This is a genomic window from Streptomyces sp. 4N509B, assembly GCF_052245655.1.
GTDB lineage: Bacteria > Actinomycetota > Actinomycetes > Streptomycetales > Streptomycetaceae > Streptomyces.
Map to the genome: position 1 here is coordinate 157,220 of NZ_JBQQBZ010000007.1, position 24,330 is coordinate 181,549.

25 protein-coding genes are annotated in these 24,330 nt (G+C 74.5%); 7 read left to right on the forward strand and 18 right to left on the reverse strand.

Translation table 11 applies throughout. The features are described from left to right. The first annotated feature begins 186 nt into the window (after positions 1-186). Positions 187-858 carry a potassium channel family protein gene (locus tag ACTWP5_RS10350; protein WP_443220525.1) on the forward strand — a complete coding sequence of 224 codons (672 nt, stop codon included), beginning with the start codon at positions 187-189 and terminating at the stop codon, positions 856-858. Further along, positions 855-1,520, forward strand: coding sequence for a potassium channel family protein (locus ACTWP5_RS10355; protein WP_443220526.1), 666 nt, complete (start codon positions 855-857; stop codon positions 1,518-1,520). The genes ACTWP5_RS10350 and ACTWP5_RS10355 overlap by 4 nt, the downstream gene beginning before the upstream one ends. Positions 1,521-1,702: 182 nt before the next feature. On the opposite strand, the gene ACTWP5_RS10360 is transcribed toward ACTWP5_RS10355, so the two are convergent. The 7 genes from ACTWP5_RS10360 to dut form a co-directional block, all read right to left on the reverse strand. Then, entirely contained in the window at positions 1,703-2,548 is an 846-nt protein-coding gene (locus ACTWP5_RS10360; protein ID WP_443220527.1) for a DUF3159 domain-containing protein, read from the reverse strand. Beyond that, a complete protein-coding gene (locus ACTWP5_RS10365) occupies positions 2,545-2,937 on the reverse strand; it encodes an OB-fold nucleic acid binding domain-containing protein (protein ID WP_443220571.1) in 393 nt (130 codons plus the stop codon). Before ACTWP5_RS10365 ends, ACTWP5_RS10360 begins: the two co-directional genes overlap by 4 nt. Before the next feature lie 87 nt (positions 2,938-3,024). After that, positions 3,025-3,705, reverse strand: coding sequence for a response regulator (locus ACTWP5_RS10370; RefSeq protein ID WP_443220528.1), 681 nt, complete (start codon positions 3,703-3,705; stop codon positions 3,025-3,027). After that, entirely contained in the window at positions 3,680-6,361 is a 2,682-nt protein-coding gene (locus ACTWP5_RS10375; protein ID WP_443220529.1) for an ATP-binding protein, read from the reverse strand. Before ACTWP5_RS10375 ends, ACTWP5_RS10370 begins: the two co-directional genes overlap by 26 nt. Positions 6,362-6,510: 149 nt before the next feature. Then, positions 6,511-6,834: a DUF6343 family protein gene (locus ACTWP5_RS10380; RefSeq protein WP_443220530.1), complete on the reverse strand. Its 324-nt coding sequence runs from the start codon at positions 6,832-6,834 to the stop codon at positions 6,511-6,513. Positions 6,835-6,973: 139 nt separating this feature from the next. Beyond that, positions 6,974-7,750, reverse strand: coding sequence for a DUF3710 domain-containing protein (locus tag ACTWP5_RS10385; RefSeq protein WP_443220531.1), 777 nt, complete (start codon positions 7,748-7,750; stop codon positions 6,974-6,976). A gap of 1 nt (position 7,751) precedes the next feature. Beyond that, complete coding sequence (gene dut, locus ACTWP5_RS10390; RefSeq protein ID WP_443220572.1) at positions 7,752-8,228, reverse strand: dUTP diphosphatase; 477 nt, start codon at positions 8,226-8,228, stop codon at positions 7,752-7,754. Positions 8,229-8,528: 300 nt separating this feature from the next. On the opposite strand from dut, the gene ACTWP5_RS10395 reads away from it, so the two are divergent. After that, positions 8,529-8,981: a DUF3093 domain-containing protein gene (locus ACTWP5_RS10395; protein ID WP_443220532.1), complete on the forward strand. Its 453-nt coding sequence runs from the start codon at positions 8,529-8,531 to the stop codon at positions 8,979-8,981. Positions 8,982-9,001: 20 nt separating this feature from the next. On the opposite strand, the gene ACTWP5_RS10400 is transcribed toward ACTWP5_RS10395, so the two are convergent. The 3 genes from ACTWP5_RS10400 to ACTWP5_RS10410 all read right to left on the reverse strand — a co-directional run bounded on the left by ACTWP5_RS10400 (position 9,002) and on the right by ACTWP5_RS10410 (position 11,586). After that, the gene (locus ACTWP5_RS10400) at positions 9,002-9,301 is read right to left on the reverse strand and encodes a DUF4193 domain-containing protein (RefSeq protein WP_049571160.1); all 300 of its coding nucleotides are present in this window, start codon (positions 9,299-9,301) and stop codon (positions 9,002-9,004) included. 312 nt (positions 9,302-9,613) lie between these two features. Further along, positions 9,614-10,918, reverse strand: coding sequence for a sensor histidine kinase (locus tag ACTWP5_RS10405; RefSeq protein ID WP_443220533.1), 1,305 nt, complete (start codon positions 10,916-10,918; stop codon positions 9,614-9,616). A gap of 14 nt (positions 10,919-10,932) precedes the next feature. Continuing rightward, positions 10,933-11,586: a response regulator transcription factor gene (locus ACTWP5_RS10410; RefSeq protein ID WP_443220534.1), complete on the reverse strand. Its 654-nt coding sequence runs from the start codon at positions 11,584-11,586 to the stop codon at positions 10,933-10,935. Positions 11,587-12,016: 430 nt separating this feature from the next. On the opposite strand from ACTWP5_RS10410, the gene ACTWP5_RS10415 reads away from it, so the two are divergent. After that, entirely contained in the window at positions 12,017-12,199 is a 183-nt protein-coding gene (locus ACTWP5_RS10415; protein WP_443220535.1) for a hypothetical protein, read from the forward strand. A 201-nt stretch (positions 12,200-12,400) separates the two neighbouring features. Here the strand turns inward: ACTWP5_RS10415 and ACTWP5_RS10420 are convergent, their stop codons facing one another. Both ACTWP5_RS10420 and ACTWP5_RS10425 read right to left on the reverse strand, forming a co-directional pair. Then, positions 12,401-13,234: an inositol monophosphatase family protein gene (locus ACTWP5_RS10420; RefSeq protein ID WP_443220536.1), complete on the reverse strand. Its 834-nt coding sequence runs from the start codon at positions 13,232-13,234 to the stop codon at positions 12,401-12,403. A gap of 100 nt (positions 13,235-13,334) precedes the next feature. Continuing rightward, a complete protein-coding gene (locus ACTWP5_RS10425) occupies positions 13,335-14,486 on the reverse strand; it encodes a ferrochelatase (protein ID WP_443220537.1) in 1,152 nt (383 codons plus the stop codon). A 527-nt stretch (positions 14,487-15,013) separates the two neighbouring features. Here ACTWP5_RS10425 and sepH point away from each other — a divergent pair. Beyond that, positions 15,014-16,099 (forward strand): septation protein SepH, encoded by a 1,086-nt coding sequence (gene sepH / locus ACTWP5_RS10430; RefSeq protein ID WP_443220538.1) that lies wholly within the window; start codon positions 15,014-15,016, stop codon positions 16,097-16,099. A 92-nt stretch (positions 16,100-16,191) separates the two neighbouring features. On the opposite strand, the gene ACTWP5_RS10435 is transcribed toward sepH, so the two are convergent. Then, complete coding sequence (locus tag ACTWP5_RS10435) at positions 16,192-17,031, reverse strand: sulfurtransferase (protein WP_443220539.1); 840 nt, start codon at positions 17,029-17,031, stop codon at positions 16,192-16,194. 71 nt (positions 17,032-17,102) lie between these two features. Here ACTWP5_RS10435 and ACTWP5_RS10440 point away from each other — a divergent pair, with 71 nt between their 5' ends. Further along, a complete protein-coding gene (locus ACTWP5_RS10440) occupies positions 17,103-17,885 on the forward strand; it encodes a VOC family protein (protein WP_443220540.1) in 783 nt (260 codons plus the stop codon). Positions 17,886-18,002: 117 nt separating this feature from the next. Here the strand turns inward: ACTWP5_RS10440 and ACTWP5_RS10445 are convergent, their stop codons facing one another. Together ACTWP5_RS10445 and ACTWP5_RS10450 are read right to left on the reverse strand one after the other, a co-directional pair. Then, positions 18,003-18,767 (reverse strand): NAD(P)-binding domain-containing protein, encoded by a 765-nt coding sequence (locus tag ACTWP5_RS10445; RefSeq protein ID WP_443220573.1) that lies wholly within the window; start codon positions 18,765-18,767, stop codon positions 18,003-18,005. A gap of 417 nt (positions 18,768-19,184) precedes the next feature. Then, positions 19,185-20,147: an alpha/beta hydrolase gene (locus tag ACTWP5_RS10450; RefSeq protein WP_443220541.1), complete on the reverse strand. Its 963-nt coding sequence runs from the start codon at positions 20,145-20,147 to the stop codon at positions 19,185-19,187. Between the two features lie 185 nt (positions 20,148-20,332). On the opposite strand from ACTWP5_RS10450, the gene ACTWP5_RS10455 reads away from it, so the two are divergent. Continuing rightward, a complete protein-coding gene (locus ACTWP5_RS10455) occupies positions 20,333-20,986 on the forward strand; it encodes a TetR/AcrR family transcriptional regulator (protein WP_443220542.1) in 654 nt (217 codons plus the stop codon). A gap of 438 nt (positions 20,987-21,424) precedes the next feature. On the opposite strand, the gene ACTWP5_RS10460 is transcribed toward ACTWP5_RS10455, so the two are convergent. From ACTWP5_RS10460 to ACTWP5_RS10470, 3 genes are read right to left on the reverse strand one after another with little or no spacing between them, the layout of a single operon-like run. Continuing rightward, entirely contained in the window at positions 21,425-22,165 is a 741-nt protein-coding gene (locus ACTWP5_RS10460; protein WP_443220543.1) for a thymidine kinase, read from the reverse strand. A 16-nt stretch (positions 22,166-22,181) separates the two neighbouring features. Further along, positions 22,182-23,414: an alkaline phosphatase family protein gene (locus tag ACTWP5_RS10465; RefSeq protein ID WP_443220544.1), complete on the reverse strand. Its 1,233-nt coding sequence runs from the start codon at positions 23,412-23,414 to the stop codon at positions 22,182-22,184. Further along, entirely contained in the window at positions 23,411-24,010 is a 600-nt protein-coding gene (locus ACTWP5_RS10470) for a DUF5998 family protein (protein WP_443220545.1), read from the reverse strand. The genes ACTWP5_RS10465 and ACTWP5_RS10470 overlap by 4 nt, the downstream gene beginning before the upstream one ends. Positions 24,011-24,330: the final 320 nt, after the last annotated feature.

A 24,330-nucleotide genomic window follows, 5' to 3' on the forward strand; every position in this document is an offset into this window, starting at 1 on the left:
CGGGACCGTCCGGGGACGAACGTCGAACGCGTGACCCCGGACGCCGACGCCGGGACGACGACGTCAGGACGGCCCAGTCTACGGCCGCAGCGCAGCGCCCCGGCCGGGGCGGGCCGGTAGCGTGGTGGAGCGGCGACACGGTGACACGGCGGCGCGCTACCGCGGCGGGCCGTGGACGGGAGACGCATGCACATCGTGATCATGGGATGCGGGCGGGTGGGGGCGACGCTCGCCCAGGCGCTGGAGGGGCGGGGCCACTCCGTCGCGGTCATCGACCAGGACCCCGCCGCCTTCCGTCGCCTGGGCGCCGGCTTCGGCGGCCTGCGGGTGACGGGCCTCGGGTTCGACCGGGACACGCTGACCGAGGCGGGCCTGTCGGAGGCGGGCGCCTTCGCGGCCGTCAGCAGCGGGGACAACTCCAACATCATCGCGGCACGGGTGGCGCGGGAGGTCTTCGGCGTGGCGAACGTGACCGCCCGGATCTACGACCCGCGTCGGGCCGAGGTCTACGAACGCTTCGGCATCCCGACCGTCGCCACGGTCCGGTGGACCGCCGACCAGATGCTGCGCCGGCTGCTGCCCGCCGGCGCGGAGCCGCTGTGGCGCGACCCCAGCGGCGGCGTGCAGCTGTCGGAGGTGCCCGTCTCCCGCGCCTGGGTCGGTCACCGGGTGAGCCACTTCCAGGAGCGCACCGGGGTGCGGGTGGCGTTCCTGACCCGGCTGGGCGAGGCGATGCTGCCGACGACCGGCACCGTCCTCCAGGAGGGCGACCTCGTGCACGTGATGATGTACACCGACCAGCTCCCCGAGGTGGAGGCCGCCTGCCTGCTGGGCCCCGGCGCGGAGGAGGGGCCGTGAGGGTGGTGATCGCGGGCGCCGGGGCGGTGGGGCGGTCGATCGCCGCCGAGCTGCTGGACAACGGGCACGAGGTGCTGCTCATCGACCGGTCGCCGCACGCGGTCTCCGTGGTGCGGGTGCCGCGCGCCGAGTGGCTGCTGGCCGACGCCTGCGAGATCGCCGCGCTCGACGAGGCGGCGCTGGAACGCTGCCAGGTGGTGATCGCGGCCACCGGCGACGACAAGGTGAACCTGGTCGTGTCGCTGTTGGCGAAGACGGAGTACGGGGTGCCGCGCGTGGTCGCGCGGGTGAACAACCCGAAGAACGAGTGGCTGTTCACCGACGCCTGGGGCGTGGACGTCGCGGTGTCCACGCCCCGCCTGATGTCGGCGCTGGTGGAGGAGGCGGTCAGCGTCGGCGACCTGGTGCGGCTGCTGCGCCTCAGCCAGGGCGAGGCGACGCTGGTGGAGGTGACGCTGCCGGAGGACGCGCCGCTGGTGGGCACCCGCGTCGGCGAGGTCGAGTGGCCACGCGACACCGCGTTGGTGACGATCGTCCGCGGCGCGCGCGTCATCGTCCCGGGCCCCGAGGACGCGCTGACCGCGGGCGACGAGCTGCTGTTCGTGGCGGCGCCCGAGCGCGAGCCGCAGCTGGCGGCGCTGTTCACGCCACGGAAGGGCTAGGAGGCCGTGCCCGGGTCGCCCTCGGACCGCGAAGCGGTTCGGGGAAGGCACCTCCGGCCGCCGCGTAGCGGCGTGGGAGGGTCCGTGGGCGAACCCGACGACGTCGGGGTACCCCCGGCCGGAGGCTGGGAGGAGAGGCGCGGTGCCAGGCGACACGGGCCTGGCGGTCCGCCGGACAGCCTTCAGGCGCCCGCCTCGTGGGCGCGCTCGCCCGTCCCGGCCTCCGCCTCCGTGGCCCTCTCGGCCTTCTGAGCCCTGTCGGCCTTCTCGGCCTCCTCCGCCTCGCGCTCGGCGGCCTCCATCTCCGCGATGACGTCGATCGGCGGCGGGGCCTTCACGAGGATGATCCAGGTGAGATAGACGGCCAGCAGGAACGGCGGGATGCCCAGCGCCACGCGCAGCCAGCCCAGCTGTGTGGCGTCGCCCCAGAAGTAGATCGGGAAGGTGATGGCCGACTTGGTGAGCAGGATCGCGCCCCACACGTAGCTGGCCCGGATGTAGGCACGCTTGCGGCCCGGGTTGCGGGTGCGCCAGGACAGGTTCTCGCGGAAGACCGGTCCGAGCACGAGGCCGAGCAGCGGGAAGCCGGCCAGCGAGGAGACGACGTACCCGACCCCGAGGCCCAGGGTGTAGAGCATGCCGGGGAGGTAGAAGTTCTTCGCGTCGCCGGACATCATCGCGAAGACCGCGCCGAACGCGACGCCGAAGACGCCGCCGAAGGCGTGCTTGACGGTGCCCCGCTGCACCAGCCGCATCGCCGCCAGCACCACGGAGAGCGCGATGGCGAGGATGGCCGAGGTCTCGATGCTGCGGGAGATCGTGTAGCTCAGGACGAAGACGAGGCCCGGCACGGTCGTCTCGACCATGCCACGCACTCCGCCGAACGCCTCGAAGAACGCCGCCTTCGTCGCCGCCTCGTCCGCCTCCTGGGGGGCGATCGGGCCGCCCGGGGCGCCCTCGTCGGGGTCGGCGGCCCGCGCGGCCTCGGCCTGGGCGGTCTGGGCGACCTGCCTGTCGGGTGGAGTCACACCGTCTCCTTGTCCGTGTCCACGGCTCGCAGCTCGTATCGGGGATTGAACAGCACGGGGTGGCCCCGTGTCGTGGAGATCCGCCCGGACGCCACCAGGGCGCGGCCAGGCTCGACGCCGGCGATCGCCCGCCGACCCAGCCAGACCACCGCGAGGGTGGCCGTGCCGTCGTCCAGCTCCGCCCGCAGCGCCGGCCCACCGGCCACGCTCAGCTCGCTGACCTCACGCAGCGTACCGGCGACCCGCACCACCGCGCGCCCGGCGGGACCCGCGTCCCGCACGCACTCCCGGATCGGCGTCGTGCCGCCCGGCTCTCCACCCGACCGCCTCGCCTCCGGCCGTCGGCGCGCGGGCGCGCCACGGGCGGGGCGCGCCTCGCGCCCCAGCAGACGCCGACGCAGGCTGCCGCGCACCCCCTCAGCGTAACGTGACGGGCCCCGGGCGAAAGGGGTCCTCGGGGAGTCTCCGCGGTCGCCCTACCGTTCGAAGCGGTAGCCCATGCCCGGCTCGGTGATCAGGTGGCGCGGCGCGGACGGGTTCCGTTCCAGCTTGCGGCGCAGCTGCGCCATGTAGACGCGCAGGTAGTTGGTCTCGGTGCGGTAGGACGGCCCCCAGACCTCCTGGAGGAGCTGGCGCTGGCTGACCAGGCGGCCGGCGTTGCGGATGAGCACCTCCAGCAGGTGCCACTCGGTGGGGGTCAGGCGCACGTCGCGCCCGTCCCGGTGGACCTTCTTGGCCGCGAGGTCCACGGTGAAGCCCTCGGTCTCCACCACGGCGCCCTCCTCGACGGGGGCGGGCTCGGAGCGGCGGACGGCGGCGCGCAGCCGGGCGAGCAGCTCGTCCATGCCGAACGGCTTGGTGACGTAGTCGTCGGCGCCGGCGTCCAGGGCCTGGACCTTCTTGTCGGAGGTGTGACGGGCGGAGAGGACGATGATCGGCACGCGGGTCCAGCCGCGGATGCCGTGAATGACGTCGACGCCGTCCATGTCCGGCAGCCCGAGGTCGAGGATGACCGCGTCGGGGTGGCGGTCGGCCGCCAGCCGCAGCGCGGTGGCGCCGTCCGGCGCCGTGTCGACCTCGTACGACCGCGCCCTGAGGTTGATCACCAGGGCCCTGAGTATCTGGGGCTCGTCATCCACCACGAGTACCCGGTGCACGGGCCGCCCTCCGTTTCTGTGAGAGATCCCGCTGGGCGTCCCGCGGGGAGTCCGGTGAGGTGCCCGGTGCGGCGGGCGGCGCGGCGGGCGGCGCGGCGTCCGGTGCGGCGTCCACTCGGGGCTCGGGCGCCGGGACCGTGTGCCGGGCGGCCGTGGGCAGGGTGAGGACCATGGTCATCCCGCCGCCCGGCGTGTCCTCCGCGTCGAGCGTGCCGCCCATGGCCTCGGCGAAGCCGCGGGCGACGGCGAGCCCGAGGCCCACCCCGTCGCCACGCGGGGAGTCGCCGTGGCGCTGGAACGGCTCGAAGATGCGGTCCTTGTCGCTGTCGGGCACGCCCCGGCCGCGGTCCACCACCCGCAGCTCGGCACGGCCGCCCAGCACGCTGGCGTGGACCAGCACGGTCTGGCCGGCCGGGCTGTACTTCACCGCGTTCTCCACGATGTTGGCGACGCTGCGTTCCAGCAGGCCGGGATCGGCCGCGACGAACGGCAGGGACTCGGGGATGTCGAGCACGACGCTGCCCTCGGGGATGCCGCCGAGCGAGCGGGGCACGACCTCGTCGAGCCCCACCGGGCGGATGAGGGGCTCCACGGTGCCGGTCTGTAGCCGCGACATGTCCAGCAGGTTCCCCACCAGCTGGTCGAGGCGGTCCGCGCCGGCCTCGATGCTCTCCAGCAGGCCGGCCTCGTCCTCCGGCGACCAGGCGACGTCGTCCGAGCGCAGGCTGGTCACGCTGGCCTTGATGGCGGCCAGCGGGGTGCGCAGGTCGTGGGAGACGGCGGCGAGGAGGGCGGTGCGGATGCGGTTGCCCTCCGCCAGCTTGTGGGCGCGGGCCGCCTCGTCGCGCAGCCGCTGCCGGTCGACGATGGCCGCGGCCTGGGCGGCGAAGGCGCCCAGCACGCGACGGTCCTCGGCCGGCAGGACACGGCCCGTCATCGCGAGCATGGCGTGGTCGCCGACGGGCACGTCCACGTCCGCGTCCTCCGGCGCGGTGAGCTTCGCGGCGCCGGGGGCGGCCGGGACGACGCCCAGGCAGTGCCAGCCGCGGCTGTCCTGGTTGCGTTCCAGCAGGGCGGCGGTGTCCATGCCGAACGTCTCGCGGGCGCGTTCCAGCAGGGCGGCCAGGGTGTCCTCGCCGCGCAGCACGCTCCCGGCCAGCAGCGTGAGGGTCTCGGACTCGGCCCGGAGCCGGGCGGCCTGCTGCGTGCGGCGGGCGGAACGATCCACCACGGTCGCCACCGCCACGGCGATCGTGAAGTACGCCAGGATCGCGATGACGTTGTGTCCGTCGTGGATGATCCAGCGGTGGAGCGGGTCGGTGAAGAAGTACCCGAGCAGGCAGGCGCCCAGCACGGCCGCGGTCAGCCCCGGGTAGAGACCGCCGACGAGGGCGGCGAGCACGGCGAAGGACAGGAAGAGCAGCACGTCGCTCGCGAACTCCGCGCCGGGCGTCGGCCCGGACAGCAGCGCCGTCAGCGTCAGGGGGCCGGCCAGGGCCACCCCCCACCCGGACAGGACCCGCCAGCGCCCGAGCCGCGCGCCGCGGGCCACGGGCAGCCCGCGCCCCTTGGCGACGTGGTCGTGGGTGACGATGTGGACGTCGATGTCGGGCCCCGACTCGCGCGCCACCGTGGCGCCGACGCCCGGCCCGAAGACGTACTGCCAGGCCTTGCGGCGGCTGGAGCCCAGCACGATCTGGTTGGCGTTCACGCCGCGGGCGAAGTCCAGCAGCGCGTTCGGGATGTCGTCGCCGATCACGTGGTGGAACGTCCCGCCCAGCTGCTCCACCAGCAGTCGCTGGTCCGCCAGGCGGCGCGGCGAGGCCGAGGTCAGGCCGTCGGAGCGCGAGACGTAGACCGCCATGACCTCCGCGCCCGAGCTCTTGGCCGCCATCCTGGCGGCCCGCCGGATGAGGGTGCTGCCCTCGGGGCCGCCGGTCAGCCCGACGACGATCCGCTCGCGGGCGTGCCAGGTGGAGCGTATGCCGTGTTCGGTGCGGTACTTCCGCAGGTACGCGTCGACCCGGTCGGCGGTCCACAGCAGCGCGAGCTCGCGCAGGGCCGTGAGGTTACCCGGCCGGAAGTAGTGCGACAGCGCCGCGTCCACCTTGTCCGGACCGTAGACGTTGCCGTGCGCCATGCGGCGGCGCAGCGCCTCGGGCGCCATGTCGACCAGCTCGAACTGGTCGGCGCGCCGCACCACCTCGTCGGGCACCGTCTCGCGCTGCCTCACGCCGGTGATGGACTCCACCACGTCGCCCAGCGACTCCAGGTGCTGGATGTTCACCGTGGAGATGACGTCGATGCCCGCCTCCAGCAGCTCCTCGACGTCCTGCCACCGCTTGGCGTTGCGGGCGCCGGGGGCGTTGGTGTGCGCCAGCTCGTCGACCAGCGCCACCGCCGGGTTGCGCCGCAGCACCGCGTCGGTGTCCATCTCCGTGAAGACGCTCCCGCGGTGCTCGGTCTCCCGCCTGGGCACCTCCTCCAGGCCGACCAGCAGCTCGCGGGTCCGCGGCCGCTCGTGGTGCTCGATGAGGGCCACCACGATGTCGGTGCCGCGCGCGGCACGACGATGGGCCTCGCAGAGCATCGCGAACGTCTTGCCCACGCCGGGGGCTGCGCCCAGGTAGATGCGGAGTCGGCCTCGTCCTGCCATGGCCCCATTGTCATCCCACGCGGCCGTTTCACGACGCCGGGGCCGGTCACGTGTTCGGGCCGCCCGTGCCACGGGCCTGCGCGGGGGCGTCAGGGCACCGCCCCGCCGCCGGTGGACGTCGGGGCCGGGGCCATGCCGTCCCGGGACTGTCAGGGCCGCCCAGGGCCCCCGATGCCGCCGGGGCCGCCGCCGGGACCCCCCTGCTGGCCGCCGCCGCGCAGGCGGCGGAGGACGACGGCCAGGTCGACGAGGGCGATCACGGCGGCGACGGCGCAGATCACGGCGGCGACGCCGACCTCGCCCCGGCTGACCGCGTCGTCCGGCTCGGCGTTCAGCCACCAGACGAACAGCAGGACCGTCCCCGCGACGAAGAGCGGCGTGAAGATGACGGAGAGCAGCAGACGCAGCCGGAGGTCGCTGTAGGCGGTGAGGGGCTCCGACCCCGTCCGCTGGCGATGTCGGATTCTGGGCATGGTGGCCTCCCGTGAGACCGCTCAGGTACCCGTCGTCGCGCGAGCCGACACCCGCCGGCGTGGGCGAACCCGGCCCGGCGCCTCCGCCCACGCCCGCCTCACGGACCCCGCTCGGCGGACACCCCGGCTGAGACCCCGCTCAGCGGACCTCGGAGATCTCCGGGCCCCTGCGAAGCTTGTCCAGGCCACCGGCGAAGCGCGAGACCGGCGCGGCGTCCCCGGCGGGAGCCTGCTCCTTCTTCACCCCGTCGGGCACCATCTTGGCGTCGTCGGGAAGCTTGAGCACGATCGGGTCCCTGGGCGCCATGGGGCCGTCCCCCCGCACCACCACGGTGTCCCGGAAGATCTGCTCCAGCAGCCCGGCGGCCTGCGGCTGCACCGCGCCCTGGCCGGAGATCACGCCCCGCAGGAACCAGCGGGGTCCGTCCACCCCGACGAAGCGCACCACCTGCATGCCGCGCTTGCCGTCCGGCAGCTGCACGGGCACCTGCGCCCGCAGCTCCCAGCCGAGCGGGCCCTCGGTCTCGTCGATCACGCCGCCCTGCTGCGTGATGCCGGAGGCGATCTCCTCGCGGACCTCGGACCAGATGCCCTCCCTCTTGGGGGCGGCGAACGCCTGGAGCTGCACGGCGCTGTCCTTCAGGACGACGGTCGCGGCGACGATGGCGTCCCCCGCGACCTCCACCCGGAGCTCCATGCCCGGGACACCGGGGACGAACAGGCCGCCGAGGTCCACCCGGCCCTCGCTGGGCTTGCTGACCTCGCTCACGTCCCAGGGCCCCTCCGGGCGCGGGGCGGGCTCCAGCTTGACCCGGCGCACCTCGGCCTCGTCGGCACCCTCGTCGAGAGCCTCGTCCGCGGTCGGCTCGACCGCTTCTCCCGGCTCCTGGTTCCGCTTGCGACGACGTCCGAACACGTCACTGTCCTTTCGGGTCGGCAGCATGGGGAGGGGTGGCGTCGGCGTGGCCGCCGGTGGAGCCGAAACCCCCCGCGGCGCGCACCGACGCGGGCAGCTGGGCGACCTCGTGGAAGCGCACCGTCTCCACCTGCTGAACGACGAGCTGGGCGATCCGGTCGAGCGGCTGGAACCGCACGCTCTCGCGCGGATCGAGATTGATCACGATGACCTTGATCTCTCCACGGTACCCGGCGTCGATGGTGCCGGGGGCGTTGACCATGGAAACCCCGCATCGGGCGGCGAGGCCGGAGCGGGGATGGACGAACGCCGCGTATCCGTGGGGAAGCGCGACGGAGATGCCGGTGGGGAGCACGGCGCGCTCGCCGGGCGCGAGGGTGACGGCCTCGGTCGTCACGAGGTCCACGCCCGCGTCGCCCGGATGGGCACGCGACGGCAGGGGGACCGTGGGGTCGAGGCGGCGGATGAGGACGTCCAGCGGCTTCGGGCCCGCCGGGCCCGTCCGGCTCGACGGACCGCCGTCGGGCGCGGCACCGTCTGCACCCGCACCGTCGGACGCCGCCGGCGGTGCCCCGTACGTCGTCACCTCGGCGCTCTCCTCCGGGATTCGCTCGGGCCTGCTCTCGGACACGGCCCCGGTCGCGGTCACGGTCGCGGTCCGTTCGGCACTCACGATGCAGACCCTACCGCCGCCGGGCGCCACCGGCGGCGCGCCTGCGATGCTAGGCCCATGTCCACGCCTTCGCCCGGGGTCGGGCCCACTCCCACGCCCGCACCCGTGTCCGTGTACGAGGAACGTCTGACCGTGCCCCGCTCCTGGTGGGTCCTGGCCCTGCTGGGGGTGGCCCTGCTCGGTGTGGCGCTGCTGCCGCTCGGGCCCGTGCCCCTGCTGGCGGGGCTCGCCGCGGGCGGGGCGCTGGCCGGGGCCGCCCTGAGCGCGTACGGCTCGGTGCGGATCCGGGTGGCCGCCGGCTCGCTGATCGCCGGCCAGGCCAGGATTCCCCTCACGGCCCTCGGGACGGCCCAGGCACTGGACACGGACCAGGCCCGCGACTGGCGCGGCCCGCGCGCGGACGCGCGGGCGCACATGCTGTTGCGGGCCTACATCCCGACGGCGGTGCGGGTCGAGGTGGCCGATCCGCAGGATCCGACGCCGTACCTGTATCTCTCGACCCGACGGCCGGAGCGACTGGCGGCGGCGCTGACCGCGACCCGCCCGGACGCGGACTGAACGCCTGTCCGGGCGGATCCTCACGCCGCGCAGTCGCGGCAGATCGGCTGGCCGTCCTTCTCGCTGGCGAGCTGCGAGCGGTGGTGCACCAGGAAGCAGCTCATGCAGGTGAACTCGTCGGCCTGCCGGGGCAGCACCCGGACGGAGAGCTCCTCGTTCGAAAGGTCCGCGCCGGGCAGCTCCAGGCCCTCGGCCTGCTCGAACTCGTCCACGTCAACCGTGGAGGCCGACTTGTCGTTCCGCCGCGCCTTGAGCTCCTCGATGCTGTCCTCGTTGACATCATCGTCGGTCTTGCGTGGAGTGTCGTAGTCCGTTGCCATTCTGTTCTCCCCCTCCGGGTCTCTGTGGTGTCTCCGGCGCACGTAACGCGCGGGGGCCGGACTTTGTGCCCGACCCGAGGCGGAGATTTTGCCTCACATCAAGTGGTGTTACTCAATCGACACCCAACCGAACGCCTGAAGAGGTGATCACTTCGATTGCTCACCAGGCAGAACCGAGCAGAAACAGCACGTCATGGCCGTGTGTCGCCTGCGCGTGGGGGCAGGACTATGTGATTGGTCACACTCGCTACCGCTGCTCCGACATCGCTCGGACATGGCTGGATGATCTGCTGGGGTCCGGGTGGGGCGCGGTCAGACCGGGATGGTAACCCGGACGGTCAGCCCGCCGCTCTCGCGGGGCTCCGCCACGACGTGCCCGCCGTGGGCCCGCGCCACGGACCGGACGATGGACAGGCCGAGGCCGACGCCCCTGTCGCTGCCGGTGCGCTCGGTGCGCAGGCGCCGGAAGGGCTCGAACATGTTGTCAATCTCATAGGCGGGAACCATCTGGCCGGTGTTCTCCACCACCAGCACCGCCTGGCCGGGTCGCGCCTCGGTGTCGACACGCACCCAGCCACCGTCCGGGTCGTTGTACCGGACGCCGTTCTGCAGCAGGTTCAACGCGACCCGCTCCAGCAACACCCCGTTCCCCTGAACGTACACCGGTGGCCGCACCCCGCGAAGCTCCACGCCCTTGGCCTGGGCCTCCCCGCGGACCTGCTCGGCGGCCTGGGTGGCCACCTCGGCGAGGTCCACGGGCTTGCGGTCCACCAGCTCGTTCTCGCTGCGGGCCAGCAGCAGCAGGCCCTCGACCAGCTGCTCGCTGCGCTCGTTCGTCGCCAGCAGGGTCCTGCCCAGCTGGACGACCTCCGGCGACGCCTCCGGGTCGGAGAGCTGCACCTCCAGCAGCGTGCGGGTGATCGCCAGCGGGGTCCGCAGCTCGTGCGAGGCGTTCCCCACGAAGCGGCGCTGGGCGGTGAACGCCCGGTCGAGGCGGTCGAGCATCTCGTCGAAGGTGTCGGCGAGCTCCTTCAGCTCGTCGTCCGGGCCGTCGAGCTCGATGCGACGGTGCAGGTCGGAGCCGGCGACCTGGCGGGCCGTCCGGGTGATCCGACCGAGCGGCGCGAGCACGCGGCCGGCCATCACGTACCCGAAGGCGAAGGCGGCCACGGCCAGCCCCAGCAGGGCCAGCAGCGAGCGTTGCAGCAGCTTGTCCAGCGCTATGCCGCGCTGGGCGTCGGTGCAGGTGGCGAGCCAGGACTTGAACAGCTCGTCCGTCATGCTCGGCGGCGGTGTCGGGCAGGAGGCGGAGGTGGAGGTGATCTCCACGATGGCGCCCGGCCGGATGTCGAACGACGGGCCGAGCCCCTCGTGGAGGGCCTGGGCCGCCAGCAGGTAGATGATCGTCAGCAGCATCATGCCGGCGATCAGGAACATGCCGCCGTACAGCAGCGTGAGGCGGATGCGGATCGTCGTGGGCCGCAGCCAGCTGCGCGGCTGCTCCGGCTCGCGCGGCGGCAGGTCCGGCCTCGGCGGCACCTGCGTGGCGTGGGGCGGGCGGGGTGGGCGGGCCGGCCCCGGCGGGCCGTACGGCCGCGGCGGCGGGGAGTGGGACATCACCGACCGCCGCCTCAGACCCGGTACCCGGCGCCCGGCACCGTGGTGATGACCGGGGGCTCGCCGAGCTTGCGGCGCAGCGTCATGACCGTGACGCGGACCACGTTGGTGAAGGGGTCGGTGTTCTCGTCCCAGGCCTTCTCCAGCAGCTGCTCCGCGGAGACGACCGAGCCGGCGCTGCGCATCAGCACCTCCAGCACGGCGAACTCCTTCGGCGCGAGATGGACCTGGCGCTCGCCGCGGAAGACCTCGCGGCGGTTGGGGTCGAGCCGGATGCCCGCGCGCTCCAGCACGGGCGGCAGCGGCGTCGTGGCACGCCGTCCCAGCGCCCGGACGCGGGCGACGAGCTCGCTGAAGGCGAAGGGCTTGGGCAGGTAGTCGTCGGCGCCGAGCTCCAGGCCCTCCACGCGGTCGCTGACGTCGCCCGAGGCGGTGAGCATCAGGACCCGGGTGGCGCGCCCGAGCTCCACTATGTGGCGGCAGACGTCGTCGCCGTGGACCAGCGGCAGGTCGCGGTCGAGCACGACCACGTCGTAGTCGTTGAGGTCCACGCGCTCGGTGGCGGACGCCCCGTCGTAGACCACGTCGACCGCCATGGCCTCGCGGCGCAGCCCGGTGGCCACGGCGTCGGCCAACAGCTGCTCGTCCTCGACGACGAGTACACGCACGTCCTGAACCTTCTCTCGTGAGTCCTTCCGCCCCCACGGGGAGCCGCAGGGGTCCCGCGGGGTCGCACCCGCCCGCCCGGCCTCCTCCGGGGGAGGTGGGGGCCCGGGCCGGCATGCTCCAGCTCCATCCTGCCCCGAGGGCTCGTAAACCGACGGTAAGGGGGCGGACGCAGGGGGCGCGGGAAGCACGGGGGCGCATTTCCTGGCGCCGGGAGGTTTCCGACTCCGACCCGGTGGGGAAGACCCCTTCCACACCCGCGATCACGCGTTGGCGAGCCGCCGCCGCATCCTGTGGCGCCACGGCTCCACCGGCGCCCGGTGCGGCGGTAAGCCTCGCGCTACCGACCGGTGGCCGGCCCGATCATCGCCTGTCGTGCTCGCGACCACCCCCGGCACCCAGTGCCGCCGACAGAAGACGAGGGGGCGCACCGTGGACGCTTTCACCACTGGAATCCTGCAGCGCATCAGGAACACCGAGTCCGACCTGCACCGCGCTCGTGAAGCCGGCGACCTGTTCAGCGTGGACGTGGAGCAGGCGGAGCTGGACGACCTGCGCCGGCTGGCCGCCGAGCACGGCGTGTTCGTCGGCTCGGGCAGCGCTCAGGCCTGCTGACGGGGCACACTCACCCACTCACACTCGCGCCGCCCCCGGGGTCGCCCCGGGGGCGGCGACACGCGTGCCCGGACGGCCGGACCGACGAGGGCGCCGGCCCGGAGCCAGGGCGCGCCCGGACACCGAGGGGTCCCGGGGGACCCTCGCAGGGCCGCGAGCCCGCCGGGACGGGCGAGGCGGGCCGGCGGGCTGGGCGGCCCCTCAGTCGTGCCAGGCGCCGAGGCCCTCCAGCAGGGGCTGGAGCTCCGCGAAGACGCCGGGGCTGGCGACGAGCGCGAGCTCCGGTCCCGCGGCCTCCCCCGGGCGTCCACCCGAGCGCGCGCCGGCCTCGCGGGCGATCAGCTCCCCCGCGGCGAGGTCCCAGGGGTGGAGCCCGCGCTCGTAGAAGCCGTCGAGCCGTCCCGCGGCGACGTCGCACAGGTCGATGGCGGCGGAGCCGGAGCGGCGGATGTCCCGCACCCGCGGAATGAGCTGCTGGACGACCGCGGCCTGGGCGGTGCGGACGGCGGCGACGTAGTTGAAGCCGGTGCCGACGAGGGCCTGGTTCAGCGGCGGCGAGGGACGGCAGCGCAAGGGCTCGGCGGCGGCGCCGTTGGCAGCCCGGTGGGCGCCCTCGCCGCGCACCGCGTGGTACGTCTCGCCGCGCATCGGGGCGGTGACCACGCCGGCGACCATCTCGCCGTCGACCTCGGCGGCGATGGAGACGGCCCAGTGCGGCAGGCCGTAGAGGTAGTTCACGGTGCCGTCCAGGGGGTCGACGATCCAGCGCACGCCGCTGGTGCCGCGGCGGTCGGCGCCCTCCTCACCCAGGAGCCCGTCGTCGGGGCGACGCTCGGCGAGGAAGCCGGTGATCAGCCGCTCGGCGGCGAGGTCCATCTCGGTGACGACGTCCACGGGGCTGCTCTTGGTGGCCGCCACCCCGAGGTCGGCCGGTCGGCCGTCGCGCAGCAGCTGCCCGGCGCGGGTGGCGGCGGCCAGGGCCGTGTCGAGCAGTTCTTCGGGGAGGGGCCGCTGGGCGTCGGTCTCGTGGGGCACGTGGACGGGGTCCTCTCGGCATGGGGCGTAAACGGGCTGATGACCTGACGGACTGACCGGCTGACGGACTGACCGGCTGACAGGGCCGGGGCGGCGCGGCTCAGTCGAAGGGGCTGTCGACACCCGCCGCGGCCGGGCGGGGGTTGCGCGCCGCGCAGCAGCCGACGGGGCACACGTCGTGGCTCGGGCCGAGCGCGCCGAGGGCCCTGCGCTCGGGCGCCTCGCCCCGCTCGGTGGCCGCGCGTTCCAGCACCAGCTCGCGCAGGCCCTCGACGAAGCGCGGGGAGGAGCCGACGGTGGCCGAGCGCACGGCCGGCAGCCCCAGCTCGCGGGCGGCGCTCAGGGCCTCGGTGTCGAGGTCGTAGAGGACCTCCATGTGGTCGGAGACGAAGCCGATCGGGACCATCACCACGCCGGGGGCTCCGCCGGCGTGCAGCGACGTCAGGTGGTCGACGATGTCGGGCTCCAGCCAGGGGATGTGGGGGGCGCCGCTGCGGGACTGGTAGACGAGCTCCCAGGGCCGCTCGACGCCGGTCGCCTCGCGGACCGCGCCGGCGACGAAGCGGGCGACGTCCAGGTGTTCGGCGACGTACGCCCCGCCGGGCCCGTGCCCCGCCGGCGGCCCCGAGGTGTCGGCGGCGGCCGTCGGGACGGAGTGCGTGGTGAACGCCAGGTGCGCGCCGTCGCGGACCTCGGCGGGCAGCTCGTCGAGGGCGGCGAGGACGCCGTCGACCACCGTCGTGAGGAAGCCGGGGTGGTTGAAGTAGAGCCGGAGTTTGTCCACCCGCGGCAGCGGCAGGTCCTCGCTCCTGAGGGTGGCGAGGGCGGCGGCCAGGTCCTCGCGGTACTGGCGGCAGCCGGAGTAGGAGGCGTAGGCGCTGGTGACGAGGGCCAGGACGCGGCGGTGCCCGTCGCGGACCACCTCGCGCAGGGTGTCGGTCAGGTACGGGCTCCAGTTGCGGTTGCCCCAGTAGACCGGGAGGTCCAGGCCCTGGCGGGCGAGGTCGTCGCGCAGGGCGGCCAGCAGCTCGCGGTTCTGGGCGTTGATGGGGCTGACGCCGCCGAAGAGGTGGTAGTGCGCCCCGACCTCGGCCAGCCGCTCGCGGGGGATGCCGCGGCCCCGCGTGACGTTCTCCAGGAACGGCAGCACGTCGTCGGGGCCCTCCGGGCCTCCGAAGGAGAGCAGGAGCAGGGCGTCGTAGGGGCGCGCGTCATCGGTCTGAGCCGCGCCGGGTGCCGAACCTGGTGCCATGGTCCCGATCCTGCCACCCGGCCGTCGGCCCCGGCGCGCGGGTGGGGCGCGCGGACGGTGGCGCGGCGCCGGCGGCGCCCGGCGGACTTCCCGCCCCTCTTTCCACCGTTTGCCATCCTTGGCGAACTTCTCACACCGTACTCACATAAGAGTCATACGGTGCGGTGGAACGGAGGTTTTTCATGACGTTCGTCCGGGATATCCCCCTCGGCAGCCGGGTGATCATCCGGCCAACTCCCTTGGACGGGGAGAAGTTCGATCCGCCGCCACCCACCCGGAAAGGCCCCGATGGAGTAGTGTGACGAGTCCTGGCCTTGTCCCCCGTCCGGCCCGCGCGGCGAGCCACGTTCGCGCCGGTCACCACGCGTGGCAAAGTGGTGACTGTGCCATAACGGGGGTCCAAGTCCATGGCCCGACACGCCGAGCAGGTAGGCAAGGTTGTGGCAGGCTGCACCCGGGCAGGTCACACTCGTCTAGCGGGAGCAGCGACGTAACGGACGTCGGCAGGCACCATCCGGGAGGTCCTTGTGCCCGAACTGCGTGTCGTGGCCGTGAGCAACGACGGCACACGCCTGGTGCTCAAGGCTGCCGACAACACGGAATACACCCTTCCGATCGACGAGCGGCTGCGCGCGGCCGTGCGCAACGACCGGGCTCGGCTCGGTCAGATCGAGATCGAGGTGGAGAACCACCTCCGTCCGCGCGACATCCAGGCGCGGATACGGGCCGGCGCGACGGCCGAGGAGGTCGCGCAGCTCGCCAACATCCCCGTGGAGCGGGTGCGCCGCTTCGAGGGCCCCGTGCTGGCCGAGCGCGCCTTCATGGCCGAGCGGGCCAGGAAGACGCCGGTGCGCCGCCCGGGCGAGACCGCCGGCCCGCAGCTCGGCGACGCGGTCACGGAGCGGCTGACGCTGCGCGGCGCGGAGAAGGACGCGGTCCGCTGGGACTCCTGGCGCCGGGACGACGGCACCTGGGAGGTGCTGCTGGCGTACCGGGTGGCCGGCGAGACCCACACCGCGAGCTGGACCTACGACCCGCCCCGGCGGCTGGTCCAGGCCGTCGACGACGAGGCGCGCGCGCTGCTCGGCGAGACGGACGACACGCCCGAGCCGATCACACCGTTCGTGCCCCGCATCGCCCGGCTCCCCCGGGACGGCGGCCGGTTCGAGCAGGGTGCGGAGCGCTCGGGCGGACGCGGGCAGGACCGGGAGTCGCGGGAGAGCCGCGAGTCGCGGAGCGAGAGCGACACCGACTCGCTTACCAGCCTGTTGGAGGCGGTGCCGAGCTTCCGTGGCGACCTCGTGGTTCCCGAGCAGCCGTCGCCCGCCTCCGCCTCCGCGTCGAGTGCGGCCACGGACGAGCGGCCGACGGACGCGGAGCGCCCGGGGGACGGGCAGGCCGCGGACCCGCGGGACCAGCGGACGCCGGCCGCGAGCGCGGGCTCCACGTACGCGGACGTCCTGATGCCGCGCACGGTGGGCGGTCACCGCGACCGGCTGACCGGCACCACCGACCGTCAGGCGGAGGCGGACGGCGTCCGTCCCGGCCGCAGGGCGGCCGTGCCCAGCTGGGACGAGATCGTCTTCGGGACCCGGCGGAAGAAGAAGGACTGAGAGGACCGAGCCGGACGGTCACGCGACCCTCGCGGTCGCGTGACCGTCACGCCGGGGCGTGGGCCGTCACGCCGTGGCGCGGCCGCTCGGGGTCAGCCCGGCTCGGGGCCGGTGGCGACCGGTCGGCCCGGCGTGGCCGTCCACTCGCTCCATGACCCCGCGTAGAGGGCCGCCTCCCGACCCGCCACCGCCAGCGCCAGCGCCGTGTGGGCGGCCGAGACCCCCGAACCGCAGTAGACGCCGATCTCGGTGTCGGGCTCCGCGCCGAGGGCGCCGAAGCGCTCCGCGAGCTCCCGGGCGGGCAGCAGCAGCCCGTCGGGGCCGACGTTCTCGGTGGTCGGCGCGGACACCGCGCCGGGGACGTGGCCGGCGATCGGGTCGATGGGCTCCACCTCGCCCCGGTACCGCTCCCCCGCCCTGGCGTCCAGCAACAGCCCGCGCCGGGCCAGCGCCGCCGCCTGCTCGGCGTCGAGGACGGGCAGGGCGCCCGGCTTCGGCACGAAGTCCCCCGGCTCCGGATCGGGCTCCCGCTCAGTCAGCTCGCCCTGCCAGGCCGCGAGCCCACCGTCCAGCACCCGGACCCGCTCGTGGCCCGCCCACCGCAGCAGCCACCAGGCGCGGGCCGCCGCCCACCCCTGGCCGCCGTCGTACGTCACCACGGGGCGGTCGTGGCGCACCCCGGCGCGCCGCATCGCGGTGCCGAAGGCGCTCGGCTCCGGCAGCGGGTGTCTGCCGCCGGGCCCCGGCAGGCCGGCGAGGTCGCGGTCGAGGTCGACGTAGACCGCGCCGGGCAGGTGACCGGCCTCGTACGCCGGCCGGCCGGGCGGACCGCCCAGCTGCCAGCGGACGTCGAGCAGCACCGGGCGTTCGCCCCGCGCCGTGGGGCCGGAGATCAGGCGGGCCAGGTCGGCCGCCGCGATGAGGGGAGTCATACGCACCATTCTTCCGGTACGGGGGGTCCGGGTGGAGACTCGGATACGGAGGCATGCACCGGGAGGCGACCATGACCGAGGAAGCGCCCTCCCCCGCCCCGGCGCCCGGCACCCACCGGTGGGTGAGCCTGATGGCCCGCGACCTACCCACCAGCCAGCGGTTCTACGCGGCGCTCTTCGGCTGGGAGTACCAGGAGGGGCCGCAGCAGCTGGGACCGTATGTCCGCGCGGTCCGCGACGGACGCCAGGTGGCCGGCCTGGGAGCGACCGAGCACCGCGCGGGCCAGGACGTGGCCTGGCTGCCGTACGTCGCGACGGCCGACGCCGACGCCACGGCGGCGCGGATCCGCGACTGCGGCGGCACCCTGGCCGTCGGCCCGCTCGACCTCGAGGGGGTGGGCCGGCTCGCGATCGTCGCCGACGTGACCTGCGCCCCCTTCGGCCTGTGGCAGGGCGGCCGCGCGCGCCGCGCGCCGCTGCGCCCCGACGTCGGCGTGCCGGTGTGGAACGAGCTGATCACCGTCGACTCCTCGCTGGTCAGCACGTTCTACGAGCTGGTCTTCGGCTACGAGTCGGTGCGCGATCCCGGCCCGTCCAGGGCGGCTGACTACCTGGTGCTGCGGCACGCGGGCCTGCCCGTCGCCGGGATCCGCGGCATGGGGGGCTCGCTGCCGTACGGGCGGGCGTCGCACTGGCTGCCGTACTTCTCCACGACGGACGTCGACGGGGGCGCCCAGCGTGGCGAGCAGCTCGGCGGGCAGCTGCTGCGGGAGCCGTTCGACTCACCGCTCGGCCGGCTGGCGTGGCTGGCCGACCCGGAGGGCGCGCCGTTCGGCCTGGTCAGCCCGGCGTGACCGGCCGGGGCTGACGGGCGGCGCGGCGGCGGGGCGGGCGGGGCGGCACGGTTCGGCCCTCCGTCCTTTCGAAGGCGCCGTCCCAGGTCGTGGAGGGCGGTCCCGGCCAGCAGGCCGTCACTCCAGATCGGAGAGCAGGCCGTCCAGTGCCTCTTCGAGCGCCGCGGCGTTGGCCGGGCCGAACCACGTGGTGCGGATCCGCTCGTTGTTCCCTCCGGGCGTCTCGTGGTCGGCCGCGAGCTGACCCAGAGAACGGCTCTCGTCGTTCAGTGAGCGGCCGACGTTCCGGAAGAGGCCGCGCACATACCGTTCGGCGGCGTCGGGGGCGACGCCGTGGCCGGTGGCCCACGCGGTGAGCGTGGCGAGGTAGGCGTAGTGGGTGGTGAGGGTCCCGGTCAGTGCGGAGAAGACGTTGAAGGCGTCCTCGTCCGCGACGGGGAGCGCTCCGCCCAGCTGGTCGAAGAGAGCGTCCACCACCGGGTGCGAGGGGCAGGTCACGGTGACGGACCGGCGCTCGCGCACGGCGGGCAGCGGGATGGCGCGGACGATCGGGGCGCCGGTGGCGAGCGTTCGGCGCAGGTCGTCGATGGCGACGCCGGCCATCAGGGTGACCACGGTCCTGTCGTCGTCCACCGTCAGCCCGGCGAGCGCCTCGCGGTGGTCCTGGCGGCGCACGGCGACGATCACCACCTCGGAGCGGTCCACCACCTCCTGGTTGTCGGCGCACACCCGGACGCCCTCGAAGCGCTCGGACAGCTTCGCGGCGACGCGGGCTCCCCGGGGAGAGAGGAAGACCTGCGGCGACGCACCGCCCCCGCTGCGCAGGCCCTCGACGATGGCCCTGCCGATCTCGCCCACTCCTATGACGCCGATGCGCTGCACTGTGTCGTCCTCCGTGGTGCGCGGTGGTCGTGGCTCGTGGCGGTGCGGCTCCGTACGACCGCGTTGGTCGCGGTGGTCGCGCTGGTCGCGTGCGGAGTCGAACGGAGCCTTTGTCACGTCGGTCGCCTTCCTCTCCACGGCGAGGTGACCGCGAAAGCGCCCGCCACGCGGGGAATCATCCCAGCCCGGCCCAACTCCGGCGCCAGCCCGGCCAGTGCGGCGCTGGTGCCGGGCACGAACATCACGGTCGCGACGGGAAGGGCCTTTCCCTTGCCCGCCCTGACGGCCCAGGCCGCGGTGAGCCAGGCGAGGACGCCGAGCGCTCCCTCGCCGCGGAAGGCGCCGGTGTCGTGGCCGCGGCCGATTCGGGAGACCGAACGGCCGTCGGGCCCGGCGGCGGAGGGCAGCGTCCCGACCTCACTTCGCCAGGGCCGCGGACAGGAACGCGACGATCTCCGCGCGGGCCGCCTCGGCCTGTGGTTCCACGCCGGGCAGAGTGAGGAACGCGTGCCTGGCTCCCGGGTACTCGGAGAGGTGCACCCTGGTCCCCGCCTCGCGCAGCCGCTCGGCGTAGCGGCGGCCGTGGTCGGCGACCGCGTCCTGGGTGGGCACCACCACGAGCGCCGGGGGAAGCCCGCTCAGGTCGTCCGCGTGGAGCGGCGAGACCGCGCGGGCGTCGGCTCCCGGCGGGGCGGCGAGCCGCTGGAAGAGCCGCAGTTGCGGCAGGGCCGGAGTCGGGCTGTAGCCGTACTCGGCGACCGAGGGGTGGTCGAACATCGCCTCGGTCACGTCGACCGCCGGGTTGACCAGCACCTGCGCCCTGAGCCCCAGGCCGGCCTCCCTGGCCCGGATGGCCGTCAGCGCGCTGACCAGGGCGCCGCAGCTCTCACCGAAGACGGCCACGCGCGCCGGGTCGACCCCCCACCGTGCGGCGTCCCGCACCACGTGCTGGAGCACGTCCCAGCCGTCGTCGACGGCGTACGCGAGCGGGCTGTCGGGGGCGAGGAGGCGGTGCTCGACCGAGACGACGAGGGCGGGCAGCCCCGCGGCGAGGTGGCTGTTGGTCCAGTCGCACTGCACCGCCGTGCCCACGAAGCCGCCTCCGTGGACATGGACCACGAGTGGCAGCCCGGTCCTGGCCACGGCTTCGTCGTCCCCCGGCAGGGCCGGCCGGTAGACCCGGACCGGCATGTCGCGGCCGGGCAGCGCGATCTCCTGCCAGTCGATCGCGGCGCCGGCGTCCGGCTCTCCGAGGAACGTCCGCGCCGCGCTGGAGGCCCGGAAACGGTTCTCCGCGTCGCGGTAGGCGCGCAGTTCCTCGTTCGTGATCACCGTGAAGTCCGGCTCTGGTGGCCGCGTCGCGGACGTGGTCTCACTCATGTCCTTCTCCCCTCCCAGCGCGATGCCGGGTGTGTCGTTGATGCCGACCAGCCCCTTGTCCCCATTATGCACGCACCGCGTGCATCAGCAAGTGCATAGAATAGGCTGAGCAGGTGCGAGACGGGCGAGAGGGCGAGAGGGCGAGAGGGCGAGAGGGCGAGAGGGCGAGAGGGCGAGAGGGCGAGATGACGGGCCGACGGCGATGGTCGACCGAGGAGATCCTGGACACGGCGGCGGAACTGCTGCGCACGAGCGACGCCGAGTCGTTCAGCGTGCGCAGACTCGCCTCGGCGCTCGGGACGGACTCCTCCAGCCTCTACCGGCACTTCCGCAACAAGACCGAACTGCTGCGCGCGGTGGCCGACCGGATCCTGCTGGCCGCCATGGACGGCTACCGCCCCGAAGGCGACTGGAAGCAGCGCGTCACCGCCCTCGCGCTACGCCTGCGCGAGGCGTTCGGCGAGCAACCGCAGCTCGCCGCGGTGTGGGGACGCTACGCGTCCGGCGGCACCGGATCCCGCCTGGTCATGGAGGAGCTGCTGCAGGCCCTGCGCGCGTCCGGCCTGCCCGACGAGGAGATCCCGGCGCGATACCACCGCGTCGCGGTCCTCCTCGCCGCGCTGATCTCCTCCGAGGCCGGCCTCAGCGCCGTCACTCCCAAGGAGTACGAACAGGGCATGGAGCACTTCCGCGTCGCCGTGCTCGGTGCCGACCCGGAGCGCTTCCCCACCCTGGCTCACTTCGCCCGCGACGTCCGCCCCCTCAGTGCGGACCGCCGCGCCGCACTCGAGGAGATCCTCGCCGCCCACCTCGCCCACATCGAAGCCCAGATCCCCTGACCTGCCGGCCCACCAGCCAGTGCGACGCGGTCGGGCCACAGCACTGCCGCCGGCCCGGTGCCCGTTCGCGGAGGCGCCGTGCGGTCACCGCGGCGGCCTGCGAGGCCGAGCGGGACGCGAGCGTGCGGTGGGACGCACGGCGAGCACCTCTTCCCGGCGTGCCAGTGGATCTTCCCTCCGGGCCCGCGGTGCTGCTGGCGCCATCCGGCTACTCGGCCCACTCGGCTACTCGGCCGCTCGACAACCACGCGGGCGATGCCCTCGCCCCCCACGCCGCGTCGCGGGCGGCGAAGGTGGGGGGAGACGGGCCCGGAGGGCCGTGCCGTCGTCCCCGCGTGGACCAGACAGCAGGGGCCCGGATGGTCCCTGGACCCAGGAGGGCCGGGAGGGAGGCGCAGGGCGCCGCGGCCGCCGGGGACGACGGGACGCGGGCCGACCTCAGGAGCGGGAGGGGGAACGCGAGGGCGGTCCGGGCTCGTGGGCCGCGGCTCGTTCGTCCGACCCCACCGGCTGCCGCGGAACACCGTCGGCGGCCGGCGAGAGGCCGTCGGTGGGCAGCACGTCCGGCGCGATCGGCCCCGCACCCGCGGCCAGGGCCGTGAGACGGCGCCGGTGGTGCCGGCGGCAGAGCACCTCGTACCCCGTCTCGCCGCCGATGTTGCCCACCACCACCTGCGCGCCCTCCACGACCATCCGGCCGCCCACGGTGCGCGCGTTGTGCGTGGCGCGGGCGCCGCACCAGCACAGCGACTCCACCTGAAGGGTCTCCACCCGGTCGGCCAGCTCGATCAGCCGCTGGGAGCCGGGGAAGAGCCGGGTGCGGAAGTCCGTGGTGATGCCGAAGGCGAAGACGTCGATCCCCAGGTCGTCCACGACGCGCGCGAGCTGGTCGACCTGCTCGGGCGAGAGGAACTGCGCCTCGTCGGCGATGACGTAGTCCGCGCGCCCGCCGGCCGTCAGGTGCTTCACGAGGTGGGCGTGGAAGTCGAAGTCCTCCCCCGTCTCGACGGCCTCGGTCACGAGGCCGAGACGGGAGGAGATGCGCCCCTCGCCGGCCCGGTCGTTGCGCGTGAAGATCATGCCCTGGAGGCCACGCGCCGACCGGTTGTGCCGGATCTGGAGGGCGAGGGTGGACTTGCCGCAGTCCATGGTGCCGGAGAAGAAGGCGAGTTCAGCCACGTCACGTCGCTCCCGGTCAGCTGCGTACTTCGAGAAGCGGCACGAGCTGCTCGGCCGGTGTGACCGAACCGTGCATGCCGACCAACGCGGACTCCCTGGGCTCCGTGGTGGTGGCGACGACCCCCGAGCTGCCGGCCATGGCCACCACCACGTCACCTATCCGGTCCCTGACACGTGCCTCGACCCCGCCGCCGGGCGGCCCGAACCACCCGAGCTCGACGGCCTCCTCCCGGGTGGCCACCCAGGCGTGGTCGGCCAGCACCTCACGCCAGACGGCGTACACGTCGGCCGCGGCGCCCGGCACCGCGTAGACGTGGCGGGCGCGGGCCTCGCCGCCGAGGCGGGCCACGCCGGCGCGCAGCTCCCAGTCCTCGTCGAAGTCGAAACGGAAGGCGGACGAGGACGGCACGTCGACCATGCCGTGGTCGGCCGTGACGTACAGGACGGAGCGGGACGGAAGCTGCTCGGCCAGCCGCTGGACCAGGCCGTCCACGTACCGCAGCTCCGCGCGCCAGGCCTCGGAGTCCACCCCGAAGCGGTGGCCGGTGGAGTCCAGCTCCGCGTAGTACGTGTACACGAGGGTGCGGTCGGCGGCGGCCAGCTGTCGGGCGGCGGCGTCCATCCGCTCTCCGGCGTCCAGCCGGCCGACGAACGCGCCGCCGGAGAGCGCGACCTGGGTGAGCGGGGTGTTCTCGAAGTGCGGCGCGGAGACCGTGGCGGTGGCGACACCGGCCGCGCCGGCGCGCTCGAAGACGGTGGGGTGCGGCTGCCAGCCGCGCGGCTCGGTCCACGGCTCCCAGCGGAGCTGGTTCATCAGCTCGCCCGTGGCCGGGTCGAGCACGGTGTACCCGGCCAGGCCGTGGGCGGCCGGCGCCAGGCCCGTGCCGACCGAGGCGAGGGACGTCGCGGTGGTGGCGGGGAAGCCCACGGTGATGGGCTGTCCGCTGCCCGCGCACGAGCTCGGCAGCAGGGAGGTGAGGAACGGGGCCGCCTCCGGGTGGGCGCGCAGCACCTCCCAGCCCAGGCCGTCGACGAGGAAGAGGCAGACCCGGTCGGCGGGCGGGAGGGCCAGCCCCGAGACGACGCCGGGAACGCCGAGGCCCACCGCGGCGGCGGGCAGCACGTCGGCCAGGGAGGCCGAGCCGTAGCGCGGGGCGGGGGCGCCCCGCGGGTCGAGGGGGGGCGGCTCGTGCGACGCCGCCGTCGACGAGTGGCCCGCCTGCCCGCTGTGCGGAGGCGGAGGCGTCACAGGCCCGCCACCGCGGTCGTCGCCTCGGAGAGGGCCTGGGTGAAGGCCAGGGCCTGACGGACCGTCTCCGGGAGGTCGCCCGCCTCGCTGATGCGCAGGCTCAGGTCGTCGGCGGTGGCGGAGCCCGTGTAACCGTGGTCGGCCTCGCAGTTCGGGTCGCCGCAGCTGAGGGGCTCGATGTCGATGCGGTTGACCGCGCCCCAGCCGACGGTCAGGACGACCTCGCGCGGCAGCGTGCCCGGCTCGTACGACTGGGGGTCGGCGACGACGCGGCTGAGCATGACGGAGGTGATGCGGGAGAGCTTGACCGACTCGGTGGTGGTCGTCGCGTACGGCACGGGGGAGGTGCCGTCGGCCGCCTGCTCGTCGGTGTGGCTGACGATCAGACGGGTGCCGGTCAGCACCAGGACCGAGGCGTGGCGGCGGACTTCGCTGCCGTCGATCGTGGTCTCCTGGTGCACCAGGTACGACAGGACGGACTCGCGTCCCACGGCGGCCTCGACCGCCTCGGCGACGAGCGCCGGGTAGTACCCGCTGCGCTCGATCGCCTCCCGCAGCCCCTGAAGCCCCTGAGACGTCGTACCGGTCTTCGCCATGTGGCCCATCCTAAGGGTCGCCACTGACGCTCAGCGCTGTCGCGTAACCGCCTTCGGCGCGCGGGCGACCGGCGAGCCGCCACCGAGCGCCGCCGGAGAGACGGGTCCGCGCCGCGCGCCCGCGGGAGGCGGTCCGCGCCCCGGGAACGGGCGGCGCCGTGGCCGGTGCGGGGCGCGGCACCGTGGCCGGTCACCGCCACGGCCGGTGGTCGCCGCCGCCGGCGGGTCGGGGGCGGGAGGGGCGACGGGCCGGGCGGCCGGACGCCGTGGGGAGGCGGGGAGGTGAGGCGCGGGGCTTCGGCGTACGGTGGGCGGTGGTC

What these genes read in the sequence shown, in the direction of transcription:
- ACTWP5_RS10350 (WP_443220525.1), top strand. Translation starts at nt 187, where the DNA reads ATGCACATCGTGATCATGGGATGCGGGCGGGTGGGGGCGACGCTCGCC.
- ACTWP5_RS10375 (WP_443220529.1), bottom strand. Translation starts at nt 6,361, where the DNA reads ATGGCAGGACGAGGCCGACTCCGCATCTACCTGGGCGCAGCCCCCGGC.
- ACTWP5_RS10380 (WP_443220530.1), bottom strand. Translation starts at nt 6,834, where the DNA reads ATGCCCAGAATCCGACATCGCCAGCGGACGGGGTCGGAGCCCCTCACC.
- ACTWP5_RS10400 (WP_049571160.1), bottom strand. Translation starts at nt 9,301, where the DNA reads ATGGCAACGGACTACGACACTCCACGCAAGACCGACGATGATGTCAAC.
- ACTWP5_RS10405 (WP_443220533.1), bottom strand. Translation starts at nt 10,918, where the DNA reads ATGTCCCACTCCCCGCCGCCGCGGCCGTACGGCCCGCCGGGGCCGGCC.
- ACTWP5_RS10425 (WP_443220537.1), bottom strand. Translation starts at nt 14,486, where the DNA reads ATGGCACCAGGTTCGGCACCCGGCGCGGCTCAGACCGATGACGCGCGC.
- ACTWP5_RS10435 (WP_443220539.1), bottom strand. Translation starts at nt 17,031, where the DNA reads ATGACTCCCCTCATCGCGGCGGCCGACCTGGCCCGCCTGATCTCCGGC.
- ACTWP5_RS10440 (WP_443220540.1), top strand. Translation starts at nt 17,103, where the DNA reads ATGACCGAGGAAGCGCCCTCCCCCGCCCCGGCGCCCGGCACCCACCGG.
- ACTWP5_RS10450 (WP_443220541.1), bottom strand. Translation starts at nt 20,147, where the DNA reads ATGAGTGAGACCACGTCCGCGACGCGGCCACCAGAGCCGGACTTCACG.
- ACTWP5_RS10455 (WP_443220542.1), top strand. Translation starts at nt 20,333, where the DNA reads ATGACGGGCCGACGGCGATGGTCGACCGAGGAGATCCTGGACACGGCG.
- ACTWP5_RS10470 (WP_443220545.1), bottom strand. Translation starts at nt 24,010, where the DNA reads ATGGCGAAGACCGGTACGACGTCTCAGGGGCTTCAGGGGCTGCGGGAG.